The 25,051-nt window shown below is 62.7% G+C and carries 20 protein-coding genes; 11 read left to right on the forward strand and 9 right to left on the reverse strand.

Annotated features, from left to right (window positions below; translation table 11 throughout):
- Position 1 precedes the first annotated feature (1 nt).
- Positions 2-1,342: a glycoside hydrolase family 28 protein gene (locus tag RBA40_RS03160; RefSeq protein ID WP_306645899.1), complete on the reverse strand. Its 1,341-nt coding sequence runs from the start codon at positions 1,340-1,342 to the stop codon at positions 2-4.
- 307 nt (positions 1,343-1,649) lie between these two features.
- On the reverse strand, positions 1,650-3,755 hold the full coding sequence (locus RBA40_RS03165) for a TonB-dependent siderophore receptor (protein ID WP_306645901.1): 2,106 nt from the start codon (positions 3,753-3,755) through the stop codon (positions 1,650-1,652).
- Between the two features lie 137 nt (positions 3,756-3,892).
- Here RBA40_RS03165 and RBA40_RS03170 point away from each other — a divergent pair, with 137 nt between their 5' ends.
- Positions 3,893-4,693, forward strand: coding sequence for a ferritin-like domain-containing protein (locus tag RBA40_RS03170; protein WP_306646041.1), 801 nt, complete (start codon positions 3,893-3,895; stop codon positions 4,691-4,693).
- A gap of 95 nt (positions 4,694-4,788) precedes the next feature.
- On the opposite strand, the gene pstS is transcribed toward RBA40_RS03170, so the two are convergent.
- Both pstS and RBA40_RS03180 read right to left on the reverse strand, forming a co-directional pair.
- On the reverse strand, positions 4,789-5,853 hold the full coding sequence (gene pstS, locus RBA40_RS03175) for a phosphate ABC transporter substrate-binding protein PstS (RefSeq protein WP_306645902.1): 1,065 nt from the start codon (positions 5,851-5,853) through the stop codon (positions 4,789-4,791).
- Positions 5,854-6,434: 581 nt separating this feature from the next.
- Entirely contained in the window at positions 6,435-7,553 is a 1,119-nt protein-coding gene (locus RBA40_RS03180) for an ATP-dependent DNA ligase (protein WP_306645904.1), read from the reverse strand.
- An 84-nt stretch (positions 7,554-7,637) separates the two neighbouring features.
- Between RBA40_RS03180 and RBA40_RS03185 the strand changes: the two genes are divergently transcribed.
- Positions 7,638-8,096, forward strand: coding sequence for an acyl-CoA thioesterase (locus RBA40_RS03185; protein WP_306645906.1), 459 nt, complete (start codon positions 7,638-7,640; stop codon positions 8,094-8,096).
- Positions 8,097-8,289: 193 nt separating this feature from the next.
- On the opposite strand, the gene bcaP is transcribed toward RBA40_RS03185, so the two are convergent.
- The 4 genes from bcaP to RBA40_RS03205 all read right to left on the reverse strand — a co-directional run bounded on the left by bcaP (position 8,290) and on the right by RBA40_RS03205 (position 14,487).
- Positions 8,290-9,687, reverse strand: coding sequence for a branched-chain amino acid transporter BcaP (gene bcaP / locus RBA40_RS03190; RefSeq protein WP_306645908.1), 1,398 nt, complete (start codon positions 9,685-9,687; stop codon positions 8,290-8,292).
- A gap of 221 nt (positions 9,688-9,908) precedes the next feature.
- The gene (locus RBA40_RS03195) at positions 9,909-11,279 is read right to left on the reverse strand and encodes a DUF4214 domain-containing protein (RefSeq protein ID WP_306645909.1); all 1,371 of its coding nucleotides are present in this window, start codon (positions 11,277-11,279) and stop codon (positions 9,909-9,911) included.
- Positions 11,280-11,368: 89 nt separating this feature from the next.
- Complete coding sequence (locus tag RBA40_RS03200) at positions 11,369-12,739, reverse strand: DUF4214 domain-containing protein (RefSeq protein WP_306645911.1); 1,371 nt, start codon at positions 12,737-12,739, stop codon at positions 11,369-11,371.
- A gap of 371 nt (positions 12,740-13,110) precedes the next feature.
- Positions 13,111-14,487: a DUF4214 domain-containing protein gene (locus tag RBA40_RS03205; RefSeq protein ID WP_306645913.1), complete on the reverse strand. Its 1,377-nt coding sequence runs from the start codon at positions 14,485-14,487 to the stop codon at positions 13,111-13,113.
- Between the two features lie 430 nt (positions 14,488-14,917).
- On the opposite strand from RBA40_RS03205, the gene RBA40_RS03210 reads away from it, so the two are divergent.
- From RBA40_RS03210 to RBA40_RS03245, 8 genes are all read left to right on the forward strand, one after another.
- Entirely contained in the window at positions 14,918-15,733 is an 816-nt protein-coding gene (locus RBA40_RS03210; RefSeq protein WP_306645915.1) for a M48 family metallopeptidase, read from the forward strand.
- Positions 15,734-15,853: 120 nt separating this feature from the next.
- A complete protein-coding gene (locus RBA40_RS03215) occupies positions 15,854-16,216 on the forward strand; it encodes a hypothetical protein (RefSeq protein WP_306645917.1) in 363 nt (120 codons plus the stop codon).
- Between the two features lie 81 nt (positions 16,217-16,297).
- Complete coding sequence (locus RBA40_RS03220) at positions 16,298-16,645, forward strand: antitoxin VbhA family protein (RefSeq protein ID WP_306645919.1); 348 nt, start codon at positions 16,298-16,300, stop codon at positions 16,643-16,645.
- Positions 16,642-17,658: a Fic family protein gene (locus tag RBA40_RS03225; protein WP_306645920.1), complete on the forward strand. Its 1,017-nt coding sequence runs from the start codon at positions 16,642-16,644 to the stop codon at positions 17,656-17,658. The genes RBA40_RS03220 and RBA40_RS03225 overlap by 4 nt, the downstream gene beginning before the upstream one ends.
- A gap of 508 nt (positions 17,659-18,166) precedes the next feature.
- The gene (gene paoA, locus RBA40_RS03230; protein ID WP_306645922.1) at positions 18,167-18,805 is read left to right on the forward strand and encodes an aldehyde dehydrogenase iron-sulfur subunit PaoA; all 639 of its coding nucleotides are present in this window, start codon (positions 18,167-18,169) and stop codon (positions 18,803-18,805) included.
- Positions 18,802-19,755, forward strand: a complete 954-nt coding sequence (locus RBA40_RS03235) for an FAD binding domain-containing protein (RefSeq protein ID WP_306645924.1) — start codon at positions 18,802-18,804, stop codon at positions 19,753-19,755. Before paoA ends, RBA40_RS03235 begins: the two co-directional genes overlap by 4 nt.
- Positions 19,756-19,758: 3 nt before the next feature.
- Positions 19,759-21,957: an aldehyde oxidoreductase molybdenum-binding subunit PaoC gene (gene paoC / locus RBA40_RS03240; RefSeq protein ID WP_306645926.1), complete on the forward strand. Its 2,199-nt coding sequence runs from the start codon at positions 19,759-19,761 to the stop codon at positions 21,955-21,957.
- Positions 21,958-22,085: 128 nt separating this feature from the next.
- Positions 22,086-23,042 carry a cupin-like domain-containing protein gene (locus RBA40_RS03245; protein WP_306645928.1) on the forward strand — a complete coding sequence of 319 codons (957 nt, stop codon included), beginning with the start codon at positions 22,086-22,088 and terminating at the stop codon, positions 23,040-23,042.
- 494 nt (positions 23,043-23,536) lie between these two features.
- Here RBA40_RS03245 and RBA40_RS03250 read toward each other — a convergent pair whose 3' ends face one another.
- Entirely contained in the window at positions 23,537-24,001 is a 465-nt protein-coding gene (locus tag RBA40_RS03250) for a hypothetical protein (RefSeq protein WP_306645929.1), read from the reverse strand.
- Positions 24,002-24,281: 280 nt separating this feature from the next.
- Here RBA40_RS03250 and RBA40_RS03255 point away from each other — a divergent pair, with 280 nt between their 5' ends.
- Positions 24,282-25,031, forward strand: a complete 750-nt coding sequence (locus RBA40_RS03255; RefSeq protein WP_306645930.1) for a class I SAM-dependent methyltransferase — start codon at positions 24,282-24,284, stop codon at positions 25,029-25,031.
- The last annotated feature ends 20 nt before the right edge of the window (positions 25,032-25,051 follow it).

A 25,051-nucleotide genomic window follows, 5' to 3' on the forward strand; every position in this document is an offset into this window, starting at 1 on the left:
GTTAGTCACCTTGTTCTGCGACGCGCGCCGCATCGTCCGGGAAGGGCAGCAGGCGCTTGCCGCAGTCGATGCCCTTGGCGCCGGGAGGGTTGACCTGGCCGGCCAGGCGCGCGAAGTCGATCTTCATCATCGGGCCGCCGTCCACCACCACGTCGTCGAGCGTGAGCCGCAGGGGGCGTTTTTCGTCGTAACCCTGCAGGATCACGTTGCGTCCCGGCGTGAGGCTGTGCACATGCTCCATGCGCACCTCCTGGTAGTCGGGAATCAGGTCGCCCGGCGGTGCGGGCACGTAGTTGGTATCGATATACAGCGGCCACTGCACGTTGCGCAGGCATACATTGCGGTAGACGATGCCCTTGACTACGCCGCCGCGCCGGTCGTTGCTCTTGATGCGCAGGCCGGACGTGGTGCCGTCCATGTCGAGATCCTCGACCAGTACGTTGCGCACGCCGCCATTGGTCTCGCTGCCGATCGACATGCCGTGGCCGCTGTAGAAGCGGTTGTGCAGGATCGAGATGTTCTCGGACGGGCCGTTGTGGCCCGCCTTGATCGCCACGTTGTCGTCGCCGGTGCGGATATGGCTGTGCGCGATGGTGACATTGCGCGAGGAGCCGGGATCGATGCCGTCGGTATTGCGCGCGTCGTGCGGCGTGTCGATGCGGATGCCCCACGCGGTAAAGCCGTCGACCCGGTTCATCGCCACATGGAAGTTGGCCGCATTGCGCAGGGTGATGCGGTGCATCGTGAACTCCTGCGAGCGCTCGAGCTGGATCAGGCGCGGCACGTTCTGGCGCAGCTTTTCCTTTTGCGCGCGGCGCGCGATCTGCCACCAGGTCTCTGGCTTGCCGTCGATGCGCTGGCCGCCCTGGCCGTCGATGCTGCCGTCGCCCATGATGCCGGCGCCGCTGATGCCATCACCGGTGATGAATGGGCGGCAGCCGGTGCCGGCTGCATCGATGGTGCCGCAGGTATTGCGGCCACGGTCGAACAGTGCCGGATCGGTACTGGCGAACAGCGTGGCGCCGGCGTCGACCACCAGCGTCACGCCGCTCCTGAGCGTCAGCGGGCCGGCGGTAAAGGCGCGTTTGTCGCCCTGCGCCGCCAGATGCAGCGCGTGGCCCGGTTTGCATTTGTCGATGGCGGCCTGGATGCGCGGCGCGTCGTCGCGGCCGGGCAGGGCGGGTTCGGCCAGCAGCACCGCGCACGCGGGCGGCAGCGTTGGCTCGCGCACGGTGCGGGTGTCCTGCGCGTGCGCCGCGCCGCACAGGGCCAGCGCGGCTGCCGCCAACGTGCGCAGGCAATGCGCGCGAGCGCGCCTCGCAGCCAATTCGCTCATCTTCATGTGACTCTCCAGTGATTGTTCCTGGCCTGCCAGAGGCAGTGCGCGGGTCCGGGTACCTCGCGTACCCGGTGCCGTCGGACCAGTGCCGCGCGCAGTTCGGGGCTGGGGTCGTCCGGTTGGAAAGTGAGCGTCGGGATGCTTGCGCATACCTTTGACGCATCGCTGATCATTCGATCAGGATCGAGGTTAGCAGATGCGTGTGAAAATGGCCACTCCCGGCACGCCGGATGGAAATTATCGTCAGCGCGTTGGTGGATTTCATCAGCGCGGCGAGGGCCGGTCCCCCGCGCTCTGTTTGCCGCTGTCTTTACAGGTCGACCTTCACGCTCAGCTTAATTGTGCGCGGCGCACCGGCGGCCAGCCGTCCGCCGGCGCCGGCCCAGTACTGTTTGTCGCCGAGGTTCTCGACGTTGGCCTGCCAGGTTGTGCGTTTGCCCATGGTCTGGTTGACGTAGCGCGCGCCGGCGGTCCACAAGGTGGTGCCGCCCAGCCAGGCCTGGTTGAGGTCATTGACCGGACGGCGGCCCGTGTAATACATGCCGCTGTTAAGCGACAGGCCGGGCACGGCGTCGTCGAAGGCATACGAGAGAAAGGCGCTGGCGGTCTGCTTCGAGGCGTTTTCCGGCAGCTTGCCGTTGTAGCTGGCGTTGATGTCGGCGAATTCCGGCTGCAGGAACTGGGCCGACGTTTGCCACGCCAGCTGGCGCGTCAGCTGGCCCTGGGTCGCCAGCTCCACGCCACGGTAGTGCTGCTCGCCGTCGGCCACGAACAGGTTGGCGGCGTTGGTGTAGTAGCCGGGACGGTCGATGTCGAACAGCGCGGCCGACAGCAGGGTGCCGCTTGCGGTGCGCCAGCGCATGCCCAGTTCCTTCTGCTTGCTCACCCCGGGCGCCATGCGTTCACCCTGGTTGACGGTGCCGGCCGGGCCAGGCTCGCCTTCCTCCAGCCCTTGCGCGGCGGAGGCGTAGAAAGACAGATCGGCCAGCGGCTTGTAGATCACGGCCGCCATTGGCGTGGTTTTGCTGGCCGCGTAGTCGTTCGCGCCTTGCGCGCTGCGGTAGCGCACCTTGCGTGCACCGGCGATGAGCTGCCACTGGCTTGACAGTTCCATGCGATCGATGGCGTACAGGCCGTCGTCGCGCGTTTCGAGGGCGGCGGTGGTCGGGTTGGCCGGGCGCGCGGACCAGGTGATGCCGCCGATCGCGACCGGGTCGTACAGGTTCTGCGCGGCGACCGCGTAGTTGCTCTGGTAGATCGGGTCCTGGGTCTTGTTGGTGCGGCTGACGCCAACCGTCATCTCGTGCTTGATGGCGCCGGTGCTGGCGGTGCCGAACAGCTCCGCGCGCACGATATCGGAATCGACCACGCTGTGTTGCGAATTGCCGGCGATGCGGCCGGCGCCCGTCGCCACGGCGGCGGCATTCGTGAAGCGGAAAATCGCCAGGTTGCGTTCGCGCGCCACCTGCGAGCGGCCGCCTTCGAGCGTGAGCGCCCAGCCCTCGGCCAGCGCGTAGTCGGCACGCAGGGCGACACTTTTGCTGGTGGCGTCGAATTTGGCGATGTCCGGGCCGACCAGGCGCGCCGGGTCCACCGCGCGCGGCAGGGCGATTACGCCATTGACGGCGGCGGGCAGCGCCACGCCCACTTCTTCGGTGATCTTGCGGCGGTCGTATTCCAGGTCCGCCTTGAGCAGCAGGCGGCTGTCGACGCGCCAGTCCAGCGCGGCCGAGGCAAAGCGCCGGCTGCCGTCGCCGACGTTGTCGAGGAAGCTGCCCAGCGCACCACCGGCCGCGTTGATGCGCACGCCGAATTGCTGCTGCCCGCCGAGGCGGCGGCCGATATCGACATTGGCAATCGCGGTGCCATGGTCGTCCAGTTTCAGGCCGGCGCTGGTCAGGGGAGCCGTGCCGGCACGCTTGGTGACGAAGTTGACCACGCCCGCCGGCGAGGTAAAGCCGTAGTACAGCGCCGAGGCGCCCTTGAGCACTTCGACGCGCTCCTTGTTCTCCATCGGCACCTGCGAGAAATTCATGACCGGTACCGAGCCATTCAAGCGGTAGTTGGTGCGGTTTTCGACCGCGATGCCGCGGATGACCAGCTGGTCCCAGGTGTCGCCGCCGTTCTGCTGGCGCGTTACGCCGGCCGTATTGCGCAGCGCGTCGTACAGGCCGGCGGCGGCCTGCAGCTCCAGCACCTCGCGCGTGATGACGTTGACGGTGGAGGGCACGTCCATCACGTTCGCTCCGCGAAAGCTCCCCGCCGACACCGAGTTCGGCACGAAGCCCTGGGCGCGCACGGCCGTGATGGTGACCGCTTCCACCACGCCGCCGTCGCCGGTCTGGGCGATTGCCTGGACTTGGACACAGGCGAGGGAAACAGCGAAGCAGAGAGGGCGAAGGCGGGGTGAGGTCATGGTGAAACTTTCAAGAGGTCGTACAAAAGCCCAACATTTTATGCTAAATGAGAATCATTAGCAATTAAGTGGGCCTGGCTCCGATCCACGCCGGCGGCTTGGTATACTGCCCGGATTTATACGTACAGGGTTATATGATGGCGCAACCGCTGGAACTGCGCGCACACGCGCTGCAGTGCTTACTTGAACCCGATCCCGGCACCAAGACCGCGCTCATTGCCGCGCTGGCGCAGGCGCATCTGGCCGCCGACTGGGTGGTGGACAATGGCGCCGCATTCGACGTAACGCGTCCGATTCCCGGCCGGCCGGAGCGTCCGCCGCTGGTGCCGCCACGCCTGGTGGGGCGGCGTTCGATGGTGACGGTGGAAGGGCGCGCGATGCTGGTTCATTCCCTGGCCCACATCGAATTTAACGCGATGAACCTGGCGCTCGATGCGCTCTGGCGCTTCCCGAACCTGCCTGCGGCGTATTACACCGACTGGCTGCGTGTGGCAAAGGAGGAGGCGTATCACTTCTCGATGCTGGCCGCGCATCTGCAGCTGCTCGGTTACCAGTACGGCGACTTCCCGGCGCACGACAGCTTGTGGGAGATGGTCGAGAAAACCAAGGGCGACGTGGTGGCGCGCATGGCGCTGGTGCCACGCACGCTGGAGGCGCGCGGACTCGATGCGATTCCGCCGTTGCGCGCCAAGATCGCGCAGGCGGGCGACATGGCGGCGGCAGCGATCCTCGACATCATCTTGCGCGACGAGGTGGGCCATGTGGAGATCGGCAACCGCTGGTACCGCTATCTGTGCGATCAGCGCGGGCTCGATCCGCAGACGGCGTACGCCGAACTGGCGCTGCGCTACGAAGCGCCTGTACTCAAGGGGCCCTTCAATCTCGACGCGCGGCGCCGGGCGGGGTTTACCGAGGCGGAGCTGGTGGATTTCTCGTAACGCTGGTTTCCATCATCGCACCCGCCATGGCGCTGCCGATGGAACTGCCGCGGCAATTGCGCCGCAGAACGCCGGGCCACTGCCGGGAGACGCGCTTAGCGCATCTTGAGCATGTCGGCCAGCGACCACTTGAGCGGCGCGCCCGCGGTGTCGGTGATGGTGGTCAGCTCGCCGAAGATGCGGCCCTGGACGTTATCGGGCAGGCGCACGAAGGCCGTGTTGCCGACAGCGTCATCGCCGTGAACGAAGCCCCAGGTAAAAAATTTGATGGCGGCTACGGTGTTGTCAGGCTTGCTGCTGACCAGCGGGACGATGGCAAAGGTGCTGGCCGTGATCGGCCAGCTGCCTGCACCCGGCTTATCGGTCAGCATTTCTTCGTAGGCGCCCTTGGTCGCCCAGCCGCTATTGTTCATCGCCGAGGAAAAGCCGGCACCGGTCGGGGCGACGAACTTGCCGTCGCGGTTTTTCAGCATGGCGAAGTTCAGTTTGTTCCTGGTGACATACTGGTAGTCCACGTAGCCGATCGTGCCTGCCGTCTGCTTGAGCGCCGCCACCACGGATGCGCTGCCCTTGACGGGCGTCGTTCCCGCTGCCCAGGCAATGCTGTAGTTGCTGCCAAAGGCGGCTTTCCAGTCAGGACTGCTTTTGCTGAGGTAATCGGTGAAGTTGAACGTGGTGCCCGAGCTGTCCTGACGGGTCACGACCGTGATCGGCAGGGCAGGCAGGGCCAGTCCTGGATTGAGGGCCTGCACCTTGGGATCGTTCCATTTGGTGATTTTCCGGCTGAAGATGTCGGCCAGGAGCTCGCCGGTCAATTTGAGCTGGCCGCTGGCGACGCCAGGCACGTTGACGATCGGCACGATGCCGGAGACGGCAGTCGGGAAGCAGAGCAGTTTGCTCGCCTTGCGTTCATCCGTGGACAGGAAAACGTCGGTAGCGCCGAAATCCACTTTGCGGCTTTTGACTTGCTGTAAGCCCTCCGTCGAACTGCTGGACTGGTAGCTGACACCCACTTGGGCGTACTTGCTGTACGCGGCGGCCATCGAGGTGTACAGGATTTCCGCGGCCGACGAGCCGGCGCCCGACAACTGGTTCTGGGCATAGGTGGCGGGGGACAGGACGACAAGGGCGGCAAGGATGATTTTATTTTTGAATGACATATCGGTCTTCCGTATTCGGCTTTACATATCAGGGGGTACGCACGGCATCGACGCCCGGGCATCGATGTGCCTGGGCGAGCGGGAAACAGGGCGCGGGAAAGTCGCTTCTCTCAGGCTACGCCAAGCGTAACGCGGGAATGTCGCAAGTGATGGACGCGGCGCATGGCCGGGACCGGAACGGAGCGGTTGCAGTGCTGCTGGCACGCTGGCCAGCCACCTATGGGCAAGTGACTTCTAACAATAAACAATTCTACACGGAAATAAATAAAAAAGGGTTGTGAACGCGGCTTTAGAAGAAAAGCTCGGAATTGCGCGCTATTGGCGGCATTATAAGGCAAGACTGCGAGCGTGGTGAGGGATGTAAAGACGCAATGTTGTCATTTAAATCACCTTGTCTCGGCTTTGCCTTGGCTAAAAGTTACTTCTTTGTGTAGCAGAAAATGCTGCGATCCGCTTCAGTTCGAGGAGTACGCCAGGCGTGCACAGGCCGGGACTGCCGCCGCGGCCATGGGGCAGCAGGCCGACAGCCTGGCGCCAACGGTCGGCGTGTTCAAGCTGGCCGGCGCGCACGTTGCAACGCGTCAGGCGGCTGCGGCGTCGCTCGCTTCGTCGTCGCCTTCGCCTTCTTCCAGAGCGTCGTCGGCCTTGAATTTGAGCTGCGCGGCGCTGCAGGCCGAGATGTCGAGGTCGTCGCGGATACCCTTGTAGGTCGAGATATGCAGCTTGCCGTCGGGGTGCGCGTACAGGTAACGCACGTCGACCAGGGCGCCGACCGGGGGAATGTCGAAATTCGATGAAATGGTGACCTTGCCCATGTCGAGCTTGGCGCCATCGGCGTCGAACACCACCACGTGCACGCTGCGCTTGCCCTTGGCCACCTGGTCGACCACGAAGGTGCCGGTTTCGTAAAACACGTGCTTGAGCGCGTCGCCGCCCGAGGCCGGCCGGCCGTGCGCGTAAGTGGCGTCCTTCCTGCGAAAGACCACGCCTTCACCGCGCTGTTGGCGGATGCGCTCGAAGGCCTCGGTCTTGGCCGCCGTGCCGCTGTAGACGGGTGACACCGACACATTCGCGCCGGGCTTGAGAGCCTGCGTGAGCAGCGCGTGGCGTTCCACGAAGCCGACTTCATGCAGCTTGCGTCCGCCCAGTTCGAGGATGTCGAACATGCTCAGGCGCGGGCCGGGCAGCGCTTCGCCATCGAGGATGGTGCCGGCGGGCAGGGCCGACAGGTCGGCCACCACGCCCAGCGGCAGCGGCGCCGGAAAACCGTTGCGCTTGCTCCCGACCACTTCGCCCTGCGCCTTGACCGACACCATGCGCCGGTGGCCATCGTCTTTTTCCTGCATCACCCAGTCGTCGTCCCGCAGCAGCTTGGTGGCGTGCTCGTCGGCGATGGGGTTGAGCAGCTGCGGCAGCACGCCGGTGAAGTCCGATTCCAGATCGGTGCCCTGGTAAGGCACGCCGGCCTCGTCCGGGCTGTAGCCTCCCTTGAGCTTGGTTCTGACGAGAGTGTCGTAGATGCCCTTCGCTTCGGCGTAGGGCAGGGGCGTGGCGGTCTTGGCCTGGTGGGCCAGCGCGCTGCCGCGCCGTCCGTTGCGGCCGTACACCATCCAGCCGCCCTCGACCGGGTCGAGGTGGCAGTGGTATTCCTTGTCGGTCGAGCCCTTGGTCTGGTACAGCGAGACTGATTCTTTTTCCATTCCGTTCCTGTGATGTTCATTCAACCGTTGCGCCGGCGTCAGCCGTGTTGCGCGCCTTGCCGGCACCGATGGTAAGATCGCGCCATGACAAATACACTTGCCCCAACCCTGCCGCCGACCCTCGTTCACACCATGCGCATGCCGATCCGGTGGGGCGACATGGACGCGATGGGACACGTTAACAACACGGTGTACTTTCGCTATATCGAACAGGCCCGCATTTCGTGGTTCGACCTGATTGCCTGCACCCCAGAGCCGGACGGCGAAGGGCCGGTCATCGTCAACGCGCACTGCTCGTTCCTCAAGCAGCTCAAGTATCCGGGCGAGATCGAGATCCGCACTTTCGTGGGACCGCCGGGACGCTCCAGCTTCGAGATGTTCCACCAGATCCGGATGGTCGGGGCCGACGGCAATCCTGGCGAGCTGCATGCCGAGGGTGGCGCCAAAGTCGTGTGGGTCAACTTTCAGGCCGAAAAATCGGTGCCCTTGCCAAGTGCGATCTGCAAGTTGCTTCCACCGCAGAAGCTGTTGCCCGGAAAATAATCCCGCTTTGCCCGGCAGTATCGTATCAGCAATTTGCTGTTGGGCAAACGGCAAAGCCATTGCATCGCGCTCAGCGATTGTCATGCGCTCGCCATGGCCAGTTCCCGATCATGGCGCCGTCAACGAAAAAGCCCCTGACTCATCAGGGGCTTTTTTCGTTGCGGCGACTAAGCGCGTCGTCCGATAAGGGACCTTACTTTGGCGTGTTCAGCAGCGAATGGCGGCGCGAATACGCAAAGTACACCAGCAGGCCGATCGCCAGCCAGATGCCGAAGGCAATCCAGGTGGTCTTGCTCAGGAAGGTCATCAGGGCCACGCAGAAGATGATGGCCAGTCCGGGTACGATCGGCACGCCGGGGCAGCGGAAGGCGCGCGGCAGGTCTGGACGGGTCTTGCGCAGCACAATCACAGCCACCGACACCAGGCAGAAGGCGGCCAGCGTACCGATGTTGATCAGCTCGGCGAGGACGCCCAGCGGTACCACGGCGGCGATCAGGCCGAATACGATGCCAACGATCCAGGTGGCGAAGAATGGCGTGCCGTACTTCGGATGCACGCTGGAGAGGCGTTTCGGCAGCAAGCCGTCGCGCGACATGGCGAAGATGACGCGGGTCTGGCCGTAGGTCATCACCAGGATCACGGTGGTCATGCCCAGGATCGCACCGAGGTCGACGAAACCGGCTACCCAGTTCTGTTTGGCGTATTGCAGGGCCAGCGATACCGGGTGGTCGACGCCGGCAAACTGCTGGTAAGGCACGATGCCGGTCATGATGGCCGAGACGATCACGTAGAGGATGGTGCAGACTACCAGCGAGCCGATAATGCCGATCGGTAAGTCGCGCTCGGGACGCTTGACTTCTTCCGCCGCCGAGGTCACCGCATCGAAGCCGATGAAGGCAAAGAACACCAGCGCCGCGGCGCTCATCGTGCCTTGCATACCGAACGGCATGAACGGCTGCCAGTTGGCCGGCTCGACATAGCGCGCGCCGACGACGATAAACAGCAGCACCACGCCGATCTTGATCACCACCATCACGCTATTGATGCGGGCCGATTCGCGCACGCCGAACGACAGCATGGCCGTCAGGAGCAGCATGATGATCAGGGCCGGCAGGTTGAACAGGGTGTCGACCCCGGGAACCGATCCGGGCGCGGCTGTGAGCGCGACCGGCAGCTTGATGCCCAAGCCGCCGATGAGCGACTGGAAATAGCCGGACCAGCCGACCGACACGGCCGAGGTGGCCAAGCCGTATTCGAGCAGCAAGTCCCAGCCGATCATCCACGCTACCAGTTCGCCCATGGTGGCGTAGCTGTAGGTATAGATCGAGCCGGCCACGGGAATGGTGGAGGCGAATTCGGCGTAGCACAGCGCGGCGAAGCCGCACGCCATCGCGGCGATCACGAAGGAGAGGGTCAGGGCGGGGCCGGCGGTGACCGCCCCGGTGCCGGTGAGTACGAAGATACCGGTGCCGACGATGGCGCCAATACCCATCATGACCAGGTCAAGCGGGCCGAGTACCTTCTTCAGCCCGCCAGCTGCGCGGCTTTGCGCGACCATATCGTCCAGATTTTTTGTTCGGAAAAGGCTCATTCAATTGTCTCACTTAAAGTCTTTATGTTTTTAAGATGCCACCCGGGAGCTTCGTTACTGCCTGGGCGTACGACTGCTGCGCCCGCGATTGTAACGTACCGGGCGCGGTCATTGACGAGTTACAAGATAAAAGATGGTAAAAAGGAAACGGGTGCGCAGAGGTGCGCGAGGAAAGCACGGCGCCAGGCGGACCTGGCGCGTGTCGATAATGCCGTTGCCGCTCAGCCCAGCAGAGCGGCGGGGTGCGCGCTGTCGCTTCCGGTGAGCAAGACGGGTGGGACGTCGCTGCCGGCCTGGGGCAGGTCAGCGAGGTGCTCCAGGGCGCTGCGCGGCACCGGTGGCAGTTTGCCGATGGCTAGTTTCACCGAGGCCTGGAAGGCGAGGATGTCGGTGTCCGCAGTAAGCGACCTGAGCAGGGTGCGGGCAACCGCTGCCGCCTCGGCGCCGTTGTAGGCGGCGCTGGCGTTCTCCGTTTCCAGCGCAAACGTGAAGTTCGACGCCACGTCGATCTTGGTGCGCACCAGGGCGGCATCTTCGCGGCCCTGGGTGCTGCTGTTGGCCAGCGCCCCGGCCATGATCGAGAGCGAGGCATTGGCGCGGGTGAGCGCGCCGGAATCGATGGCGCCGCTCCAGAAATCCAGGCCGGCCTGGCCTGGAACCCGGTTCAGGAGGTTGAAGAAAACCGCTTTCACGAACGTCTTGTTGTCGCCGCTATAGAGCGCATGCGATTCGCTGCTGGTGCCGAAGGAGTCAATCAGGCTTTTCACCGCCGCATCGGTGGCATAGCGCGCGCTAAACTCGCCCACGCCAGCAGGCGCGCCCAGGGCCGTGAGCTGGGCCTGGAAACTCTTCAAGCCGTTGACATCGGCGGCGCGCCCGAAATAGCTGACATACAGCGCCTGGCTCAGGCCGACATAGGCCATGTCGATCCTGGTGTCGGAAAATTGAAGCACCTCGATGTTGCGCAGGACATCGACGTTCTTGTAGCCGCTGCGCTCGGTGAGGGTGATGATGCCGTCGTCCAGGACCATGCTGAATGCGCTCAAGGGCGCGATAGCACGCACGGTGTCGGTGCCGGCACCGCCATTGACATGGTCGTTCAGATAGGTGAGGTAGATGCTGGAGTCGTTGCCGGCCGTGCCCTTGATCACGTTCGGCACGTCCGCCACCGGATTCTCGTCGGCGAAAATGGACAGGGTGACGTTGGGCGACTCGGCGGTCTGGACCCAGCCGGCAGACACATAATAGATGCCGGAATAGGGGGCGATGAAGTCGCTCATGAAGGCCCCGTGGTCGCCATGGATTTCCAGATCGTACTCAGCGGCAATGGCGTTGCCGAGGCGGTCATAGACCTTGATCATGGAAGGGTCGCGCGCACTGCGGCTGTGGATGTCGTAGACGCTACCGGCGGTCGCGCTGAAGGCAAACACATCGTCGCCGGGCGTGCGCGCCGAGAAATCCATGAAATAGGCATGCAGGTCCCAGTCGGCGATCGGGCTCGGCATACTCAGGGGGGCGAAGGCCAGGTTCTGGGCCAGCCTCATTTGCGTCGCGTTCAGGTCGGGCAGGCTGTCGATCGTCTTGTACGTCATGGAATTCCGTTTGATTGATGGAGGTGCGGCTTGGCTGCCATGGCGCCAGGCACGTGCCGGCGCCGCTACGCTGGCGCCGGGGCGGTGGTTCAGGCTGGCGAGACGACCCCGTCCACGCTACTGTCCATGCCGACGAGCAGGATCGGCGGCGCCTCGGGCTGCGCTGCCCATGATTGCTCGCCGGGATGGGCGAGGTCCGCCGGCGGCAGCTGGGGCAGTTTGAGAATGGCTTGGTAGACCGAGGGTTGGAAAGCGTTGGGATCGGTCGCCGCGCCAACGGTGCCGAGCAGATTACGGGCGATGGTCGCCGCGCCTGCGCGGTCGTAGGCAGCGTGAAAGCTGTCCGATTCGAGGGCAAAGGTGAAATTGGATGCCACGTCGATCTTCGCTTCCACCAGCCTGGCGTCGTTCTGACCCTGGATGCTGGTGTTGGCCAACGCCCCGGCCATGATCGACAGCGAGGCATTAGCCCGCGTGAGCTCGCCGGAATCGATGGCCGCGCTCCAGAACTCGAGACCGGTCACGCTCGGAGCGCGATTGAGCACGTTGTTGAAAATCGCCTTGACGAAGGTCTTGTTGTCACCGGCATACAGCGCGTTCGATTCGACGCTGGTGCCGAACGAGTCGATCAGGTTTTTCACCGCCGCGTCGGTGGCGTAGCGTGCGCTGAACTCGCGCACGCCCTCGGGCGCGCCCATGGCCGCGAGCTGGCTCTGGAAACTTTTCAATCCGCCCACATCGGCGGGGCGGCCGAAGTACCCCACATACAGCGCCTGGGTCAGTCCGATGTAAGTCATATCGACAGAGCCGTCCCAAAAAGCGATCTTTTCGACGTTCTTGAGGGTATCGACGCCTTCGGTGCCGAAGCGCGAAGTGACTGTCAGCATGTCGCCGGCACTGACAAGATTGAAGTCGCCACGGCCCCCTCCGGCATAGAAGGTATCGAAGCCGTCGCCGCCGTCGCCGATGTCGTTGCCGAATGTGGATAACCAATGGTCGTTTGCCGGCGCCCCGCGCAGGGTGTTTACCGGCGCCTGCACGGGATCGAGGTTGGCGTAAATGCTCAGGTTGAGAAAAGGATCGGGGTTGACTTCGGTCCAGCCGGCCGCAACGTAGTAGGTCCCGGAATACGGGGCCATGAAATGGTGGAGGAAATCATCGCCGTTGATACTTGTGTTCTTCTCGTTATCGATGGCGATGACATTGCCGGCATGGTCGTACAGCCTGATCATGGACGGTTCGCGGGTGCTATGGGTGAACACGTCGTACTTGGCGTTGGCCACGCCGGTAAACGAGAACAGATCGTTCTGGATCTCTACACCCTCGTAATTGGTGAAGAGGGCGGACACGTCCCAGCCTGTGGAGACGTCAGCCGTCGTCGGAGTGAAGGTCAGCGTGCGTGCCGCGAGCATTTGCTGCGCGGTCAGATCGGACAAGTAATCAATCGTGATGTAGTTCATGGTCTTTATCAGGTCGTTGTTGGCAGGCCTCACCTCGGTGATGCCTCCCGTGTTACATCCATGCCTCGCGTGGCGCTCGCAGCAAGGCGTCGGACTGGCGTGGACCGACTTTCAGTGCGCGTGGGCGGGCAATGACTGGATGGGATGGGATCGTGGGCGCAGGTGGCAGCTGGGGCGCCGTCCGTAATTACGATTAAGCATCACAGTATATGTGATTTCGTAAATTAAACGCAACTATAAGTTACTGTTGGAAACTTTATGTGTGGCGTACTATCGGGTGGCGCGACATGCGTGCTGGTGCGGGGGTGGGTGGGGAAAAGGGCGGGCGGGACGCGCCGGACGGTTCCGGCGCAGCCCGCCCGCGTTGTCGATCAAGCCGAAAACGCCGGGGCCGTCACATAGCTGTCCAGGCCGGTCAGGGCGATGGCGGGACCGTCGAACTGGGCCAGCGGCAGGTCTTGCGCGTGCTCCGGGGCGCTACGCGGCACCGCAGGCAGGCCGGCCACCGCGAGCTTGACGGTGCTCTGGAACGTGTTCGCATCGGTCGAGGCGGTCACCGACTTGAGCAGGTCGCGCGCCACGGCAGCGGCGGCCAGGCCGTTGTACGAGGCTGCCTTGCCATCCGTTTCCAGCCCGAACGTGAAGTTCGACGCCACGCTGATCTTGTTGTTGACCAGTAACGCGTCGTTCAGGCCCTGGGCTGAGGTGTTGGTCTGCGCGCCGGCCAGGATCGACAGCGAGGCATTGGCGCGCGTGAGCGAACCGGAGTCGATGGCCTTGGTCCAGAAGTCGAGGCCGGCCGCCTGCGGATCGCGGTTCAGCACGTTGTTAAAGACCGCCTTGACGAACGTTTTGGTGTCGCCCGAATACAGTGCCTTCGACTCGGCGCTGGTGCCGAATGAATCGATCAGGTTTTTTACGGCTGGGTCCCGGGCGTAGCGGGCGCTCAGGTCGGTCGCGCTGGTGGGCGAACCCAGGCTGCTCAGCTGGTCCTGGAAACTCGTCAGTCCACCGACGTCGGCGGCGCGGCCGAAGTAGCCAATGTACAGCGCCTGGGTCAGTTCGCCGTACTGCGTGTCGACCACGCGGTCGGCGAAGACCAGCTTTTCCATGCTGCGCAGGATGTCCGTGCCCTCGTTCTTGACATTCGAGCTCACGGTGAGCACGTCCGCGTTCTTGACGATGTTGTAGTCGCTGCGCTTGCCGGCATACACCATGGTATCGACGCCCTTGAAGCCGTTGACGAGGTCGCTGCTTTTGGTGGCGACAAAGCGGTCGGTGTAATCGGTACCGATGAGGGTATTGGTCGGCTTTGGAACGGTGTCGACGTTCGCGTTAACATACAGCGAGACGTACTTATTCGCATCGGCGTAGCCCTGGTTCCAGCCGGCGTCGACGTACATGGTGCCCGAATAGGGTGCCACGAAGTTCGATATGTGGTCCATGCCATAGTTGCCGTCGCTTTCCCGGTCGAAGGCGATTACGCGGCCGAGATTGTCATACACGCGGATCAGGAAGGGGTCGAAAAAACTGAAGCTGAAAAAATCGTAGGTGACATCCTCGACCGCCGTAAACGAAAACAGGTCGCGCAGGATCGCGTAAGGCTCGCCGGTCATGACGCTCGCCTCGAGATCCCAGGTGTTCGGATAGGTCCCGGTCGGGATGTACGTCTTGAACGTCAGCGGCTGCGCCGAAGCGATTTCTTGCGTGGTCAGGATGCCCAGGGAGTCGTATGTGGGGTAAGTCATCGTGATTTCCTTCTTCTTTTTTCAGGGGGAGCCGCATGTCTCGCATGCGGCCCGGATCGGATCTGGTATTTCGGCCACTGTTACGCAGGTCCTGCTCGCCCAGCCGGTGTGGGCACTGCCATCCATACGCGGCGACCTGGGTGTCACATGCCGGGTCAAGTATTTCATGGCCAGCGTTTAATTTCTATATTGAAATATGTATTTCTTGTTAATGGGGTGTTAGCAAGTGTAAGCGCCGGTAAGCACGCGTGCATGGACCCCGTTTGTGTGTTTGAAGGACGATTTTGCGTTGACCGGCCACATTCCGGCGACGAATGGGAGTGCCGTGCGGTTATGATGGCTTACCAAAGTAGAAATGTTAACTCAAGTTGCATTATACTTGCAGAAATAATTGCTCTAGGAAACTTTTAACATATATCGGAGTAACAATATGACGAACACCTTGCAAGGCAGGCTTGGCCTGATAGGCGTCGTAGCGGCCTTGGCCGGATGTGCCAGCAGCACCATGCCAGGAACGGTTGGCGTCACGCGCTCGCAGTTCATGATCGTGCCGGCGGCGGAAGTGGATGCGATGGCATTGTCGGGATTCAGCAACCAGAACCAGAAAGCCAGGGCGGCAGGAAAGCTGGTCAACAGCGGCGCCGAGTACGATCGCCTCGACCGCATCGCCAAACGGCTGCAGGCGCAGGTGCCGGTGTTCCGCGCCGATACCAAGGACTGGAAGTGGGAGCTGGCGCTGATTGACGCCCCGGTGCTCAACGCCACCTGCGCGCCGGGCGGCAAGATTACCTTCTACACGGGCCTGGTTCGCAAGCTCAAGCTCACCGATGACGAGATCGCCATGGTGATGGGCCACGAAATCGCCCACGCGCTGCGCGAGCATGGCCGCGAGCGCATGTCGGAAGCCAAGGCGACCGGCACCGTCACCACGATTGCCAAAGTGCTGGCACCGGACAAGGCGCTTACTGTCGATCTGGCCAACAAGGCCTCTTACTTCCTGTTCTCGCTGCCTAATTCGCGCGAGCACGAATCGGAAGCGGACACGATCGGTCTGGAACTGGGTGCGCGGGCCGGATATGACCCACGCGCGGCGGTATCGGTGTGGGAAAAAATGGCGGCAGCGTCGAGCGGTGCCGGCCGCGCCGAGTTCTTGTCGACCCATCCGTCGAACGAGACCAGGATCGCCTCCCTGACCGCCATGCAGCCGCGCGTGGCACCGCTGTACGCGGCAGCCAACAAGAAATAGAGAGCGATAATCGGAAGGCCGGCATAGCGCCGGCCCGCCCTGACAGATCGGTCCCGCCGGCCGGCGACCAGCCCGGCCAGCCAGCGTCGCGCCCGCAATTCCGGTTACGGGACTGCGTGCATGCTTGCTGTCCCCGACGCAAATTTTGTCGAAGAACCCAGTGCCACTGCAATCGTGGTGCAGCATGTGCTTGACGTGGCATGCCGAAACAGCCAATATTGCCAAATTGAAACTTTGCGGGTGAGCCAGCTGGCGGATTTGTTACTGGAGTTGGGCCATCTGTTGGTCTTGAACTGGCGGATCACCGTTGCACTCATCGCCTCCACCATGCTGGCGCTTGCACTCGCCTTTGCGATTCCCCCATTTACGGGGCCTTACGCCATCGCGCTGGCGCTGTGTGGATTGGCCGTCGGATGCTGGTGGCATTCGAGGGCCTTGGCAATCAGATCCGGCACGTCTTGCGTTCACTCAGCCGGCAGGTAGCTGCGTTGACTGCGCAGCGTACGACCATTAAATTTAGTGCCTAAACGGAAGCAGTTGCAGGGACACTTTAAGGAGCCAACAATGAAAGAAGTTCAATTTACGATCCTGCTTGAGGCGGAATTGTGCGACAGCTTTGCCGAAGCCGCTAAAACGGAAGGCCGGCCAGCCGACCAGATCGTGCGCGAGTTCATGCGTGACTACGTGAGCCGAGTGCGCGAACGCGATACGGTAGCGGTGAAGGAAGTCATTTCTGCCAGCGAGCGCAAGCGCCGACAAGACGCGGTGACGTTTGCCATGGCGTCAGTCGGGTTGGAGGGTTTCAAGCACTCGAAGGAAGACGAAGAGCGCGCTCAACGCTTCATCGCTGGGGAAATCGATCTTGCCGAATACCTCGGCGCAGCGCCCAGTGTTGACCAATTAAACAAATGAGCGCGGCAGATAACGATCGCGAGAAGCTTGAAACCAGCTTCACTACAAGACGTGCGACCGAACTTGAGCTGAGCCCGGTACGCGGCCAATTTGATGTTGGGCATTTGAAAGAAATTAATCGTCGATTATTTCAGGATTTGCCTAAGGCCGGTTTTGATGACGTAAAGCCCGGCGAATTTCGCCCGCCTGCCCCGGAGGGCAAGGACTGGGTGAAAAATCGCGGCTTGGCTACCGTCGCGGGTTCATTTTATGTTGCCTACTCGAGCATGAATACGAACGACCACGAGCGGCTCGATAAGGTGCTTGAAGGAGCGGTGCCGGATAAGCTGCGGGGATTGAAAACGGAGGAATTTACCGCCACCATTGGCCGGCTCTATGCGGAGCTTGACTATGTCCACCCTTTCAGCGACGGCAACAGCCGCACGCTGCGCACGTTCACGAAGCAGCTCGCAACCGAAGCCGGCTACGACCTCGACTGGTCGCGCTTCAACAAGAGTGACGCCGGCCGCGATGTCCTGTATATTGCGCGCGATCGCAGTGTCAACGAACTGGCGAAGCCGTACATCAAGGACGACGATACGATGCGCAAGGTCGTCAGCACCCTGGATCGGATCGAGGGCAACCCCGACCTGCCGGCGCTCTTGCGCGATGCCGTGCGGCCGACACGTGCCGTGGAGTTCGACAGGTCGACCAGGGCCGATGAGGCCGAGGTATTGAAAAAACATCCCGAACTGAAGGAGGCGTTCCGCACCGTGCGCAGCGCCGCCGACTATTTCGAGGCCAAGATTCCCGGTGATGCAAAGGGGCAACAGGAGGCGTTGCAGCAGGTACGGAAGCAGGTTGTTGACCGGTTGAATAAAGGCGAGACAAGTGGGTTTGGCGCCTCACCTGATCAGCCGCAGAAATCAGGAGCGGCGCCAGCCAAAACAGTCAGCCAGCCGCAGAAAGCAGAAGCGGCGCCAGTCAAGACAGTTGAAGCCAAGCGTCCAGGCAGGGAGGTGGACCGCAATTAATAGCGTCGTCGGATCGCATTTTTCCCATCCTGTCGTTCGTGCACATCGGTCATGCCGGCAGTGGCGCCAGGCGCCGGACCATCCTGCCCTGTTAAAACCGGCAATCGCGCATCCGTGATTGACCGCTACATGTAAGACGGCGCGCCCCTATCGAAGTGTGCATCATTGCCGTAGCCGGGCGCGCTGGGCGCGGCCAGACGGCAACTCCGACATGCCGTAACCGCTTGCTGATCAGCATAGCGCAGGATAGTGGAGGTCCACCGAGGACCGCTCTACACTGAACGATCGCTGGCGTTCATCGCCCGAGTGTTCGCGGTCTAACAGACTGGCCATTCATTCTCGGGCACGCTTGATAAATTGCACGTTTTTCCGGACGCGCCGCGCCCACGCGCGCCAACCAGGACAACATCATGTGCTGTATAGATCATTCATCGCCTTTGCGGCGCCCCCGTCGGGCAGGGGGTGCCCGTCCGGGCAGCCACACAATCAGCGAAGAGGATGCCATCACATGGACGAGTTCAGCGATATCAAGCTATCGAGGCGGGAACTGTTAATCGCGGGCGCCATCACCGCCACGGCGGCCAGCGTGCCCGGCGCCGCCGGCGCGGCCCCAGGCGCGCCCAGTGCGCCGCCGGTGACCAGCAAGGTCGCCTTCCAGGTCAACGGCAAAAGCCACACGCTCGACGTCGACACCCGCACCACCCTGCTCGATGTGCTGCGCGAGAACCTGCACCTGACCGGCACCAAGAAGGGCTGCGACCATGGCCAGTGCGGCGCCTGTACCGTCATTGTCGATGGCCGCCGCATCAACTCCTGCCTGACGCTGGCGGTGATGCACGAGGGCGCCAAGGTCACCACCATCGAAGGCCTGGGCAACAAGGACAAGCTGCATCCGATGCAAGCGGCCTTCATCAAGCATGACGGCTACCAGTGCGGTTACTGTACCCCGGGCCAGATCTGCTCGGCCGTGTCGGTCCTCGATGAAATCAGGCAGGGCATCCCGAGCCACGCCAGTGCCGACCTGATGGCACGCCCACAAGCGACGCCCGACGAAATCCGCGAGCGCATGAGCGGCAATATCTGTCGCTGCGGCGCCTACTCGAACATCCTCGATGCGATCACCGACGTCGCGGGGAGCAAGGCATGAAGGTCTTTACCTACCAGCGCGCCACCAGCACCGCCGACGCCGCAGCCGCCGCCATGCGCGCGCCCGGCGCCAAATTCATCGCCGGCGGCACCAACCTGCTCGATCTGATGAAGCTGGAGATCGAAACGCCGGGCCACCTGATCGACGTCAATGGCCTGGGCCTCGACAAGATCGAAGCGACGGCGGACGGCGGCCTGCGCATCGGCGCCCTGGTACGCAATACCGACCTGGCGTCGGATGAACGGGTGCGGCGCGATTACGCCGTGCTGTCGCGTGCCTTGCTGTCGGGCGCGTCTATGCAGTTGCGCAACAAGGCGACCACCGCCGGCAACCTGCTGCAGCGCACCCGCTGCCCGTATTTTTACGACACCAACCAGCCGTGCAACAAGCGCCAACCGGGCAGCGGCTGTTCGGCCATCGGCGGTTTCAGCCGCCAGCACGCCATCGTCGGTGCCAGCGACGCCTGCATTGCCACGCACCCGAGCGACATGGCCGTGGCCATGCGCCTGCTCGACGCACAGGTCGAGACGGTCCGTGCCAACGGCGCCGCGCGCACCATTCCGATTGCCGACTTCCACCGGCTGCCGGGCAGCACGCCACACATTGAAACGGTGCTCGAACCGGGTGAACTGATCACCAGCGTGACCTTGCCCAAGCCGCTCGGCGGCACGCATGTGTACCGCAAGGTGCGCGACCGATCCTCGTACGCGTTCGCGCTGGTGTCGGTTGCCGCCGTTATCCTGCCGGGCGGTGGAGGCCGGGTGGCGCTGGGCGGCGTGGCGCACAAGCCGTGGCGCATCGAAGCGGCCGAGCAGAAGATGGCGGGCGGCGCCAAGGCCGTGGCCGACCAGCTGCTGGCTGGCGCAAAGACAACGCACGACAATGCGTTCAAGATCACGCTGGTCCAGCGCACGCTGCATGCGGTGCTGGCCGATGCGAAGAAAGGCTGACTCATGAAGTTCACCACACCTGCCACCACCAATCCCATCGACCGGCTCAAGGTCGTCGGCCGTCCGCTCGACCGCATCGACGGACCGGCCAAGACCACCGGCAGCGCGCCGTATGCCTACGAACAGCACGAGGCCGCGCCCAACGCCGCCTACGGCTACGTGGTCGGCGCCGGCATCGCCAAGGGCCGCATCACATCGATCAACCTGGACGACGCGCGGCGCGCGCCCGGCGTGATCGCCGTGATCGGCGCCGAGAACGCGGGCAAGCTAAGCAAGGGCAAGATGAATACCGCCAGGCTGCTCGGCGGACCGGAAATCCAGCACTACCACCAGGCCATCGCCGTGGTCGTGGCGGAGACGTTCGAGCAGGCGCGCGCCGCCGCCAGCTTGGTCAAGGTGGAGTACGCAAAAGAGAAGGGCGCGTACGACCTCGATAAGGCCAAAGGTTCCGCCACCGTACCCAAGTCGGATAAGCCGGACACCAAGGTCGGCGACTTCGACGGCGCCTTTGCGGGCGCGCCGGTGAAGTTGGATGCCACTTACCACACGCCGGACCATTCGCACGCCATGATGGAGCCGCACGCATCGATCGCCGCGTGGGAAGGCGACAAGCTGACCCTGTGGACCTCGAACCAGATGATCGACTGGACCAAGGGCGACCTGGCCAAGACGCTCGGCATCCCGAAGGACAACGTGCGCTTGATTTCGCCGTACGTCGGCGGCGGCTTCGGCGGCAAGCTGTTCCTGCGCTCGGAAGCGCTGCTGGCCGCTCTGGGCGCGCGCGCGGCCAAGCGGCCGGTCAAGGTCGCGCTCAGCCGTCCGCTGGTGATCAACAACACCACGCACCGTCCGGCCACGATCCAGCGCATCCGCATCGGCGCCGCGCGCGACGGCAAGATCAGCGCCATTGGCCACGAAACCTGGTCCGGCAACCTGCCGGGCGGTAACCCGGAAGAAGCCGTGCAGCAGACGCGCCTGCTGTACGCCGGCGCGCACCGCATGACCAAGACGCGGCAGGCCGTGCTCGATCTGCCCGAGGGCAATGCGATGCGCGCACCGGGCGAAGCGCCTGGCATGATGGCGCTGGAAATCGCCATGGACGAGATGGCCGAAAAGCTCAAGATCGACCCGGTGACTTTCCGCATCCTGAACGACACCAAGGTCGATCCGGAAAAGCCGAGCCGGCCGTTTTCGCAACGGCGGCTGATCGACTGCCTGCGCACCGGCGCCGAGCGCTTCGGCTGGAAGGCGCGCAGCGCCGAGCCGGGCAAGACGCGCGAAGGGCGCTGGCTGATCGGCATGGGCGTGGCCGCCGCCTTCCGTAACAACATGGTGATGAAGTCGGGTGCCCGCATCCGCCTCGACGGCAAGGGCATCGTCACGGTGGAAACCGACATGACCGATATCGGCACCGGCAGCTACACCATCATCGCCCAGACCGCGGCGGAGATGATGGGCGTCGCGATCGACAAGGTGGTGGTGAAGCTAGGCGACTCCAGCTTTCCGGTGTCGGCTGGCTCGGGCGGGCAGTGGGGCGCCAACAGTTCGACCGCCGGCGTGTACGCGGCGTGCGTGAAGATGCGCGAGACGGTGGCGCACAAGCTCGGCATGAATCCGGCCGAGACGGAGTTTGCCGACGGCGCCGTGCGTGCCGGCGGCAAGAGCGTGCCGCTGGGGCAGGCCGCACAGGGTGGTGAGCTGGTGGCGGAAGACAGCATGGAGTATGGTGACCTGGACAAGAAATTCCAGCAATCGACCTTCGGTGCGCATTTTGTGGAAGTGGCGGTCGACAGCGCCACCGGCGAAACGCGCGTGCGGCGCATGCTGGCCGTGTGCGCGGCGGGGCGCATCCTCAATCCCAAGTCGGCGCGCAGCCAGGTGATTGGCGCGATGACGATGGGACTGGGCGCGGCGCTGATGGAAGAACTGGTGGTCGACACGCGCTCCGGGTTTTTCGTCAATCACGACCTGGCCGGATATGAAGTGCCGGTGCATGCCGACGTGCCGCACCAGGAGGTAGTGTTTCTCGACGAGACCGACCCGATGTCCTCGCCAATGAAAGCGAAGGGCGTGGGCGAACTGGGGATTTGCGGGGTGGCTGCGGCGATTGCGAACGCGGTGTACAACGCCACCGGCGTGCGCGTGCGCGAGTATCCGGTCACGCTCGACAAGCTGCTTGCGAAGATGCCTGCCATGACCTGAACCTGGACTTCCAGGCGACGAAAACTGGAAGAGCGCCATCGCATACGTTATGCTGTCGCCCCGAGGCGCGAACGAGGTTATTCGTTCGTCGCCGGGTCGAGCGGAGTAACGGGAAGATGGTGAAGGTTATGGCAAGTGAGAAGAAGCCGGTGGTCCTTGAACAGGAACTACCGCAGGCGCGCCTGGCGGCACGGTTGCCGCCTACGCTGCTGGCGACGGAAACGGCGTGGTCCGGGGACGCCGCCGCCAAAAAGCAGGCGCGCGAGGAACGCGATGCGCTGGTGCGGGGCGTCACGTCAATTGACGACATGCGTCACGCGATCAGGCGCGCGGGACGCGATCTGCCTTCGATCTCCGAAGTGCCGCGTATCGGCAGGCTCGATGCCGCGGCCTTTCGCGCGCGTGCGGCACAAGGCTTGCCATTCCTGATCACGGGCGTGGTCAAACGCTGGCCGCTGTGCGAGCTCACGCCGCAAACGCTGCGCGAGCGCTTCAGCCACGTGCCGGTGCGGGCGCGGGTGGGCGACTACATCAACACCGCGTTCGCGCCCGACCGGGCCATGCAGGATATGTCCATGCTGGAGTATCTGGACCTGGCTGATGCCGCTGCGGAGGGCTTGCCGCCGTATCTGGGCAATCTGGAACTGCGCGAATTGAACAATATGTGCTACTGGCCCGCGTATTTCAGCAAAATGGGCCCGCCGCGCTTCTGGCTTGGCCCGGCGGGAACGGTGACGCCGCTGCATTGCGATTATGACGATAATATTTTCGCGCAAATATGGGGCACCAAGCGGATTTTCCTGGTGCCGCCGCACCATGACGAATTCCTTTACCCCAGCGAGGCCAATGCCATCCTGTTCGGTTCGCCGGTCGATCCCGAGGCGCCGGATTTCGAGAAATTCCCGCTGGCGCGCCAGGCGAACATGATCGAGTGCATCGTCAATCCCGGCGACATGCTGTACGTGCCGGCCGGGTGGTATCACCAGGTGCGTGCGCTGACGTTTTCGCTGTCAGCCAACCGGTGGGCGAGGGCGGTGCCGTTTGCGCTGATTGGCGAACAATCCCTGCAGCGTCGCGGGGAGTAATAAGCGTTCAGCTTCGTGCGATGATATTTCCCGCCACAAAAGGCAGTTCTTTCGAGAAAAGCCTGGGCTGGACGACATTGGGACAGCGAGGGACGAGAGCTCTTGGCGATCCGGCGGACCGTTGCCGCAGGCGGCGGCGGGCCGCGAACTGCCCCCGTGCCGTGCGCTTACGGATTTTTTGTTAAATCCCATCCACAATTGGCGCATTTTTTCCGGGAAAATGCCTTTGGTATCTTGAAATTCGGATACCGGCCAGGCTCTTCAAAAACTAATGAAACTCCACACTTGGGACAAGTAATTTTATCCAGCACCAATCGCGCACCAAATATTATAATGGCAAATGGAGCTATAAACCAAGCGGATACGTAGATGATTAAAATTCCTAGTGCCCACGCACTAATCAAAATCATCGCCCACGCAAGCCGATTTTTTTTATAAGCAGTCATTATTTTTTTGGCCGGTAATTTTCCGCTTGATCCAGGCAATCGCCATCTTTACTGCCGGGAAGTCATAAAGTATCGTCGCGAAAATATCTCGTGCGCTACGAATGCTGTGCCTGCAATCAGCCAGCCGCCGAGCACGAAAGCGACAGTCGAATCGATTAGAAGCAATTCGAATAATCCCTCTCGCTCAAGACTTCGAAGATTTCGCTCGATTCCATGTTGAATAAACAAGTTTGCCAGTGTAAGCGAAACAGTGGCGGCCAGCTGCCCGATGAGTGCGCCGTATATAAAACTTTTCCATAGTGACCTCGGGCCTCGCACGCTGTATATCGCAAGCGCTGCGGGGCATAGCGTTAGAAAACATGCCACATATGGCACTCGCATTTCGCGAAGCTTTAGCAACGACGCGATAAGCTTCCATTCAAAAAGTATGGCAATGCCCACCATTCCTGCAATCAAGCCCAATAAGATCACGCGCCGACGTACATTATTTCGTTGGTTTTTCACAGTTTGCATTCGTTGCGTGGTTGTGTCATCTGCCTGGGAATCGACTCTCCTCTATCTTGCAAACCTCTTCAAGCGCTTGCGAAGTTGCCGAATTATCTCATGACAACGTCAATCCAATTTCGAACTCGGTAGTATCCTTCCGCACTAATCACGCTCAGGTATAAGTCAAGACGCCACCGTCCATTGAGGCTTCCAACTTCAGAAAACCCATGCGGCCCACGCAAGGTTGCTGGAATGATATTATTCCCATCAACCCGCGATCCTGCACTTCTCCATTCATGAGGAACCCATGTCCGATTTTTACGACCGCCTGACGCCGTTCTATCACCTGATCCACCAAGACTGGCACGCCAGCGTCGCGCTGCAAGGCGAGCAGCTCAGCAAACTGATCGACGCCGAATGGCCAGGCAGGCGCAAACTGCTGGACGTTTCCTGCGGCATCGGCACCCAGGCCATCGGCCTGGCCCAGCGCGGTTTCTCCACCACCGCCTCCGACCTGTCGGAAAAGGAAATCGAGCGCGCCCGGCGCGAGGCCGGGCTGGCCGGCGCCACCGTCGACTTCTCCGTCTGCGACATGCGCCGCGCGCACGAGCACCACGGGTCCGGCTTCGATATCGTCCTCTCCTGCGACAATTCCCTGCCGCACCTGCTCACCGACGACGACTTGCTCACCGCGCTGCGCCAGATGTTCGCCTGCCTGTCGCCCGGCGGCGGCTTCCTGATGTCGATGCGCGACTACGAGCGCGAAGAGCGCGGCGTCAACCTGGTCAAGCCATACGGCGCGCGTACCGAAAACGGCAAGCGCTACGTGCTGTTCCAGGTCTGGGATTTCACCGGCAAACACTACGACCTGACCTTCTACTTCATCGAAGAAGATCTCGCCACGCAGGCGGTCCACACCCACGCGCTGCGCTCGCGCTACTACGCTGTCTCCACCGGCAAAATGTGCGCCCTGATGCGCGATGCGGGATTTGCTCAAGTACGCCGGATCGACGACGCCTTCTACCAGCCGATTCTGGTGGGTACCCGTCCAGCATAATTGGCGCGCCACTGCAAGCT

Origin of the sequence: Massilia pseudoviolaceinigra, assembly GCF_030846505.1 — a bacterium.
Taxonomy (GTDB): Bacteria; Pseudomonadota; Gammaproteobacteria; order Burkholderiales; family Burkholderiaceae_D; genus Telluria_A; species Telluria_A violaceinigra.

Coding starts and splice junctions, on each gene's coding strand:
- RBA40_RS03160 (WP_306645899.1), bottom strand. CDS start 1,342: ATGAAGATGAGCGAATTGGCTGCGAGGCGCGCTCGCGCGCATTGCCTG.
- RBA40_RS03165 (WP_306645901.1), bottom strand. CDS start 3,755: ATGACCTCACCCCGCCTTCGCCCTCTCTGCTTCGCTGTTTCCCTCGCC.
- RBA40_RS03170 (WP_306646041.1), top strand. CDS start 3,893: ATGGCGCAACCGCTGGAACTGCGCGCACACGCGCTGCAGTGCTTACTT.
- pstS (WP_306645902.1), bottom strand. CDS start 5,853: ATGTCATTCAAAAATAAAATCATCCTTGCCGCCCTTGTCGTCCTGTCC.
- RBA40_RS03180 (WP_306645904.1), bottom strand. CDS start 7,553: ATGGAAAAAGAATCAGTCTCGCTGTACCAGACCAAGGGCTCGACCGAC.
- RBA40_RS03185 (WP_306645906.1), top strand. CDS start 7,638: ATGACAAATACACTTGCCCCAACCCTGCCGCCGACCCTCGTTCACACC.
- bcaP (WP_306645908.1), bottom strand. CDS start 9,687: ATGAGCCTTTTCCGAACAAAAAATCTGGACGATATGGTCGCGCAAAGC.
- RBA40_RS03195 (WP_306645909.1), bottom strand. CDS start 11,279: ATGACGTACAAGACGATCGACAGCCTGCCCGACCTGAACGCGACGCAA.
- RBA40_RS03200 (WP_306645911.1), bottom strand. CDS start 12,739: ATGAACTACATCACGATTGATTACTTGTCCGATCTGACCGCGCAGCAA.
- RBA40_RS03205 (WP_306645913.1), bottom strand. CDS start 14,487: ATGACTTACCCCACATACGACTCCCTGGGCATCCTGACCACGCAAGAA.
- RBA40_RS03210 (WP_306645915.1), top strand. CDS start 14,918: ATGACGAACACCTTGCAAGGCAGGCTTGGCCTGATAGGCGTCGTAGCG.
- RBA40_RS03215 (WP_306645917.1), top strand. CDS start 15,854: ATGCTTGCTGTCCCCGACGCAAATTTTGTCGAAGAACCCAGTGCCACT.
- RBA40_RS03220 (WP_306645919.1), top strand. CDS start 16,298: ATGAAAGAAGTTCAATTTACGATCCTGCTTGAGGCGGAATTGTGCGAC.
- RBA40_RS03225 (WP_306645920.1), top strand. CDS start 16,642: ATGAGCGCGGCAGATAACGATCGCGAGAAGCTTGAAACCAGCTTCACT.
- paoA (WP_306645922.1), top strand. CDS start 18,167: ATGGACGAGTTCAGCGATATCAAGCTATCGAGGCGGGAACTGTTAATC.
- RBA40_RS03235 (WP_306645924.1), top strand. CDS start 18,802: ATGAAGGTCTTTACCTACCAGCGCGCCACCAGCACCGCCGACGCCGCA.
- paoC (WP_306645926.1), top strand. CDS start 19,759: ATGAAGTTCACCACACCTGCCACCACCAATCCCATCGACCGGCTCAAG.
- RBA40_RS03245 (WP_306645928.1), top strand. CDS start 22,086: ATGGCAAGTGAGAAGAAGCCGGTGGTCCTTGAACAGGAACTACCGCAG.
- RBA40_RS03250 (WP_306645929.1), bottom strand. CDS start 24,001: ATGCAAACTGTGAAAAACCAACGAAATAATGTACGTCGGCGCGTGATC.
- RBA40_RS03255 (WP_306645930.1), top strand. CDS start 24,282: ATGTCCGATTTTTACGACCGCCTGACGCCGTTCTATCACCTGATCCAC.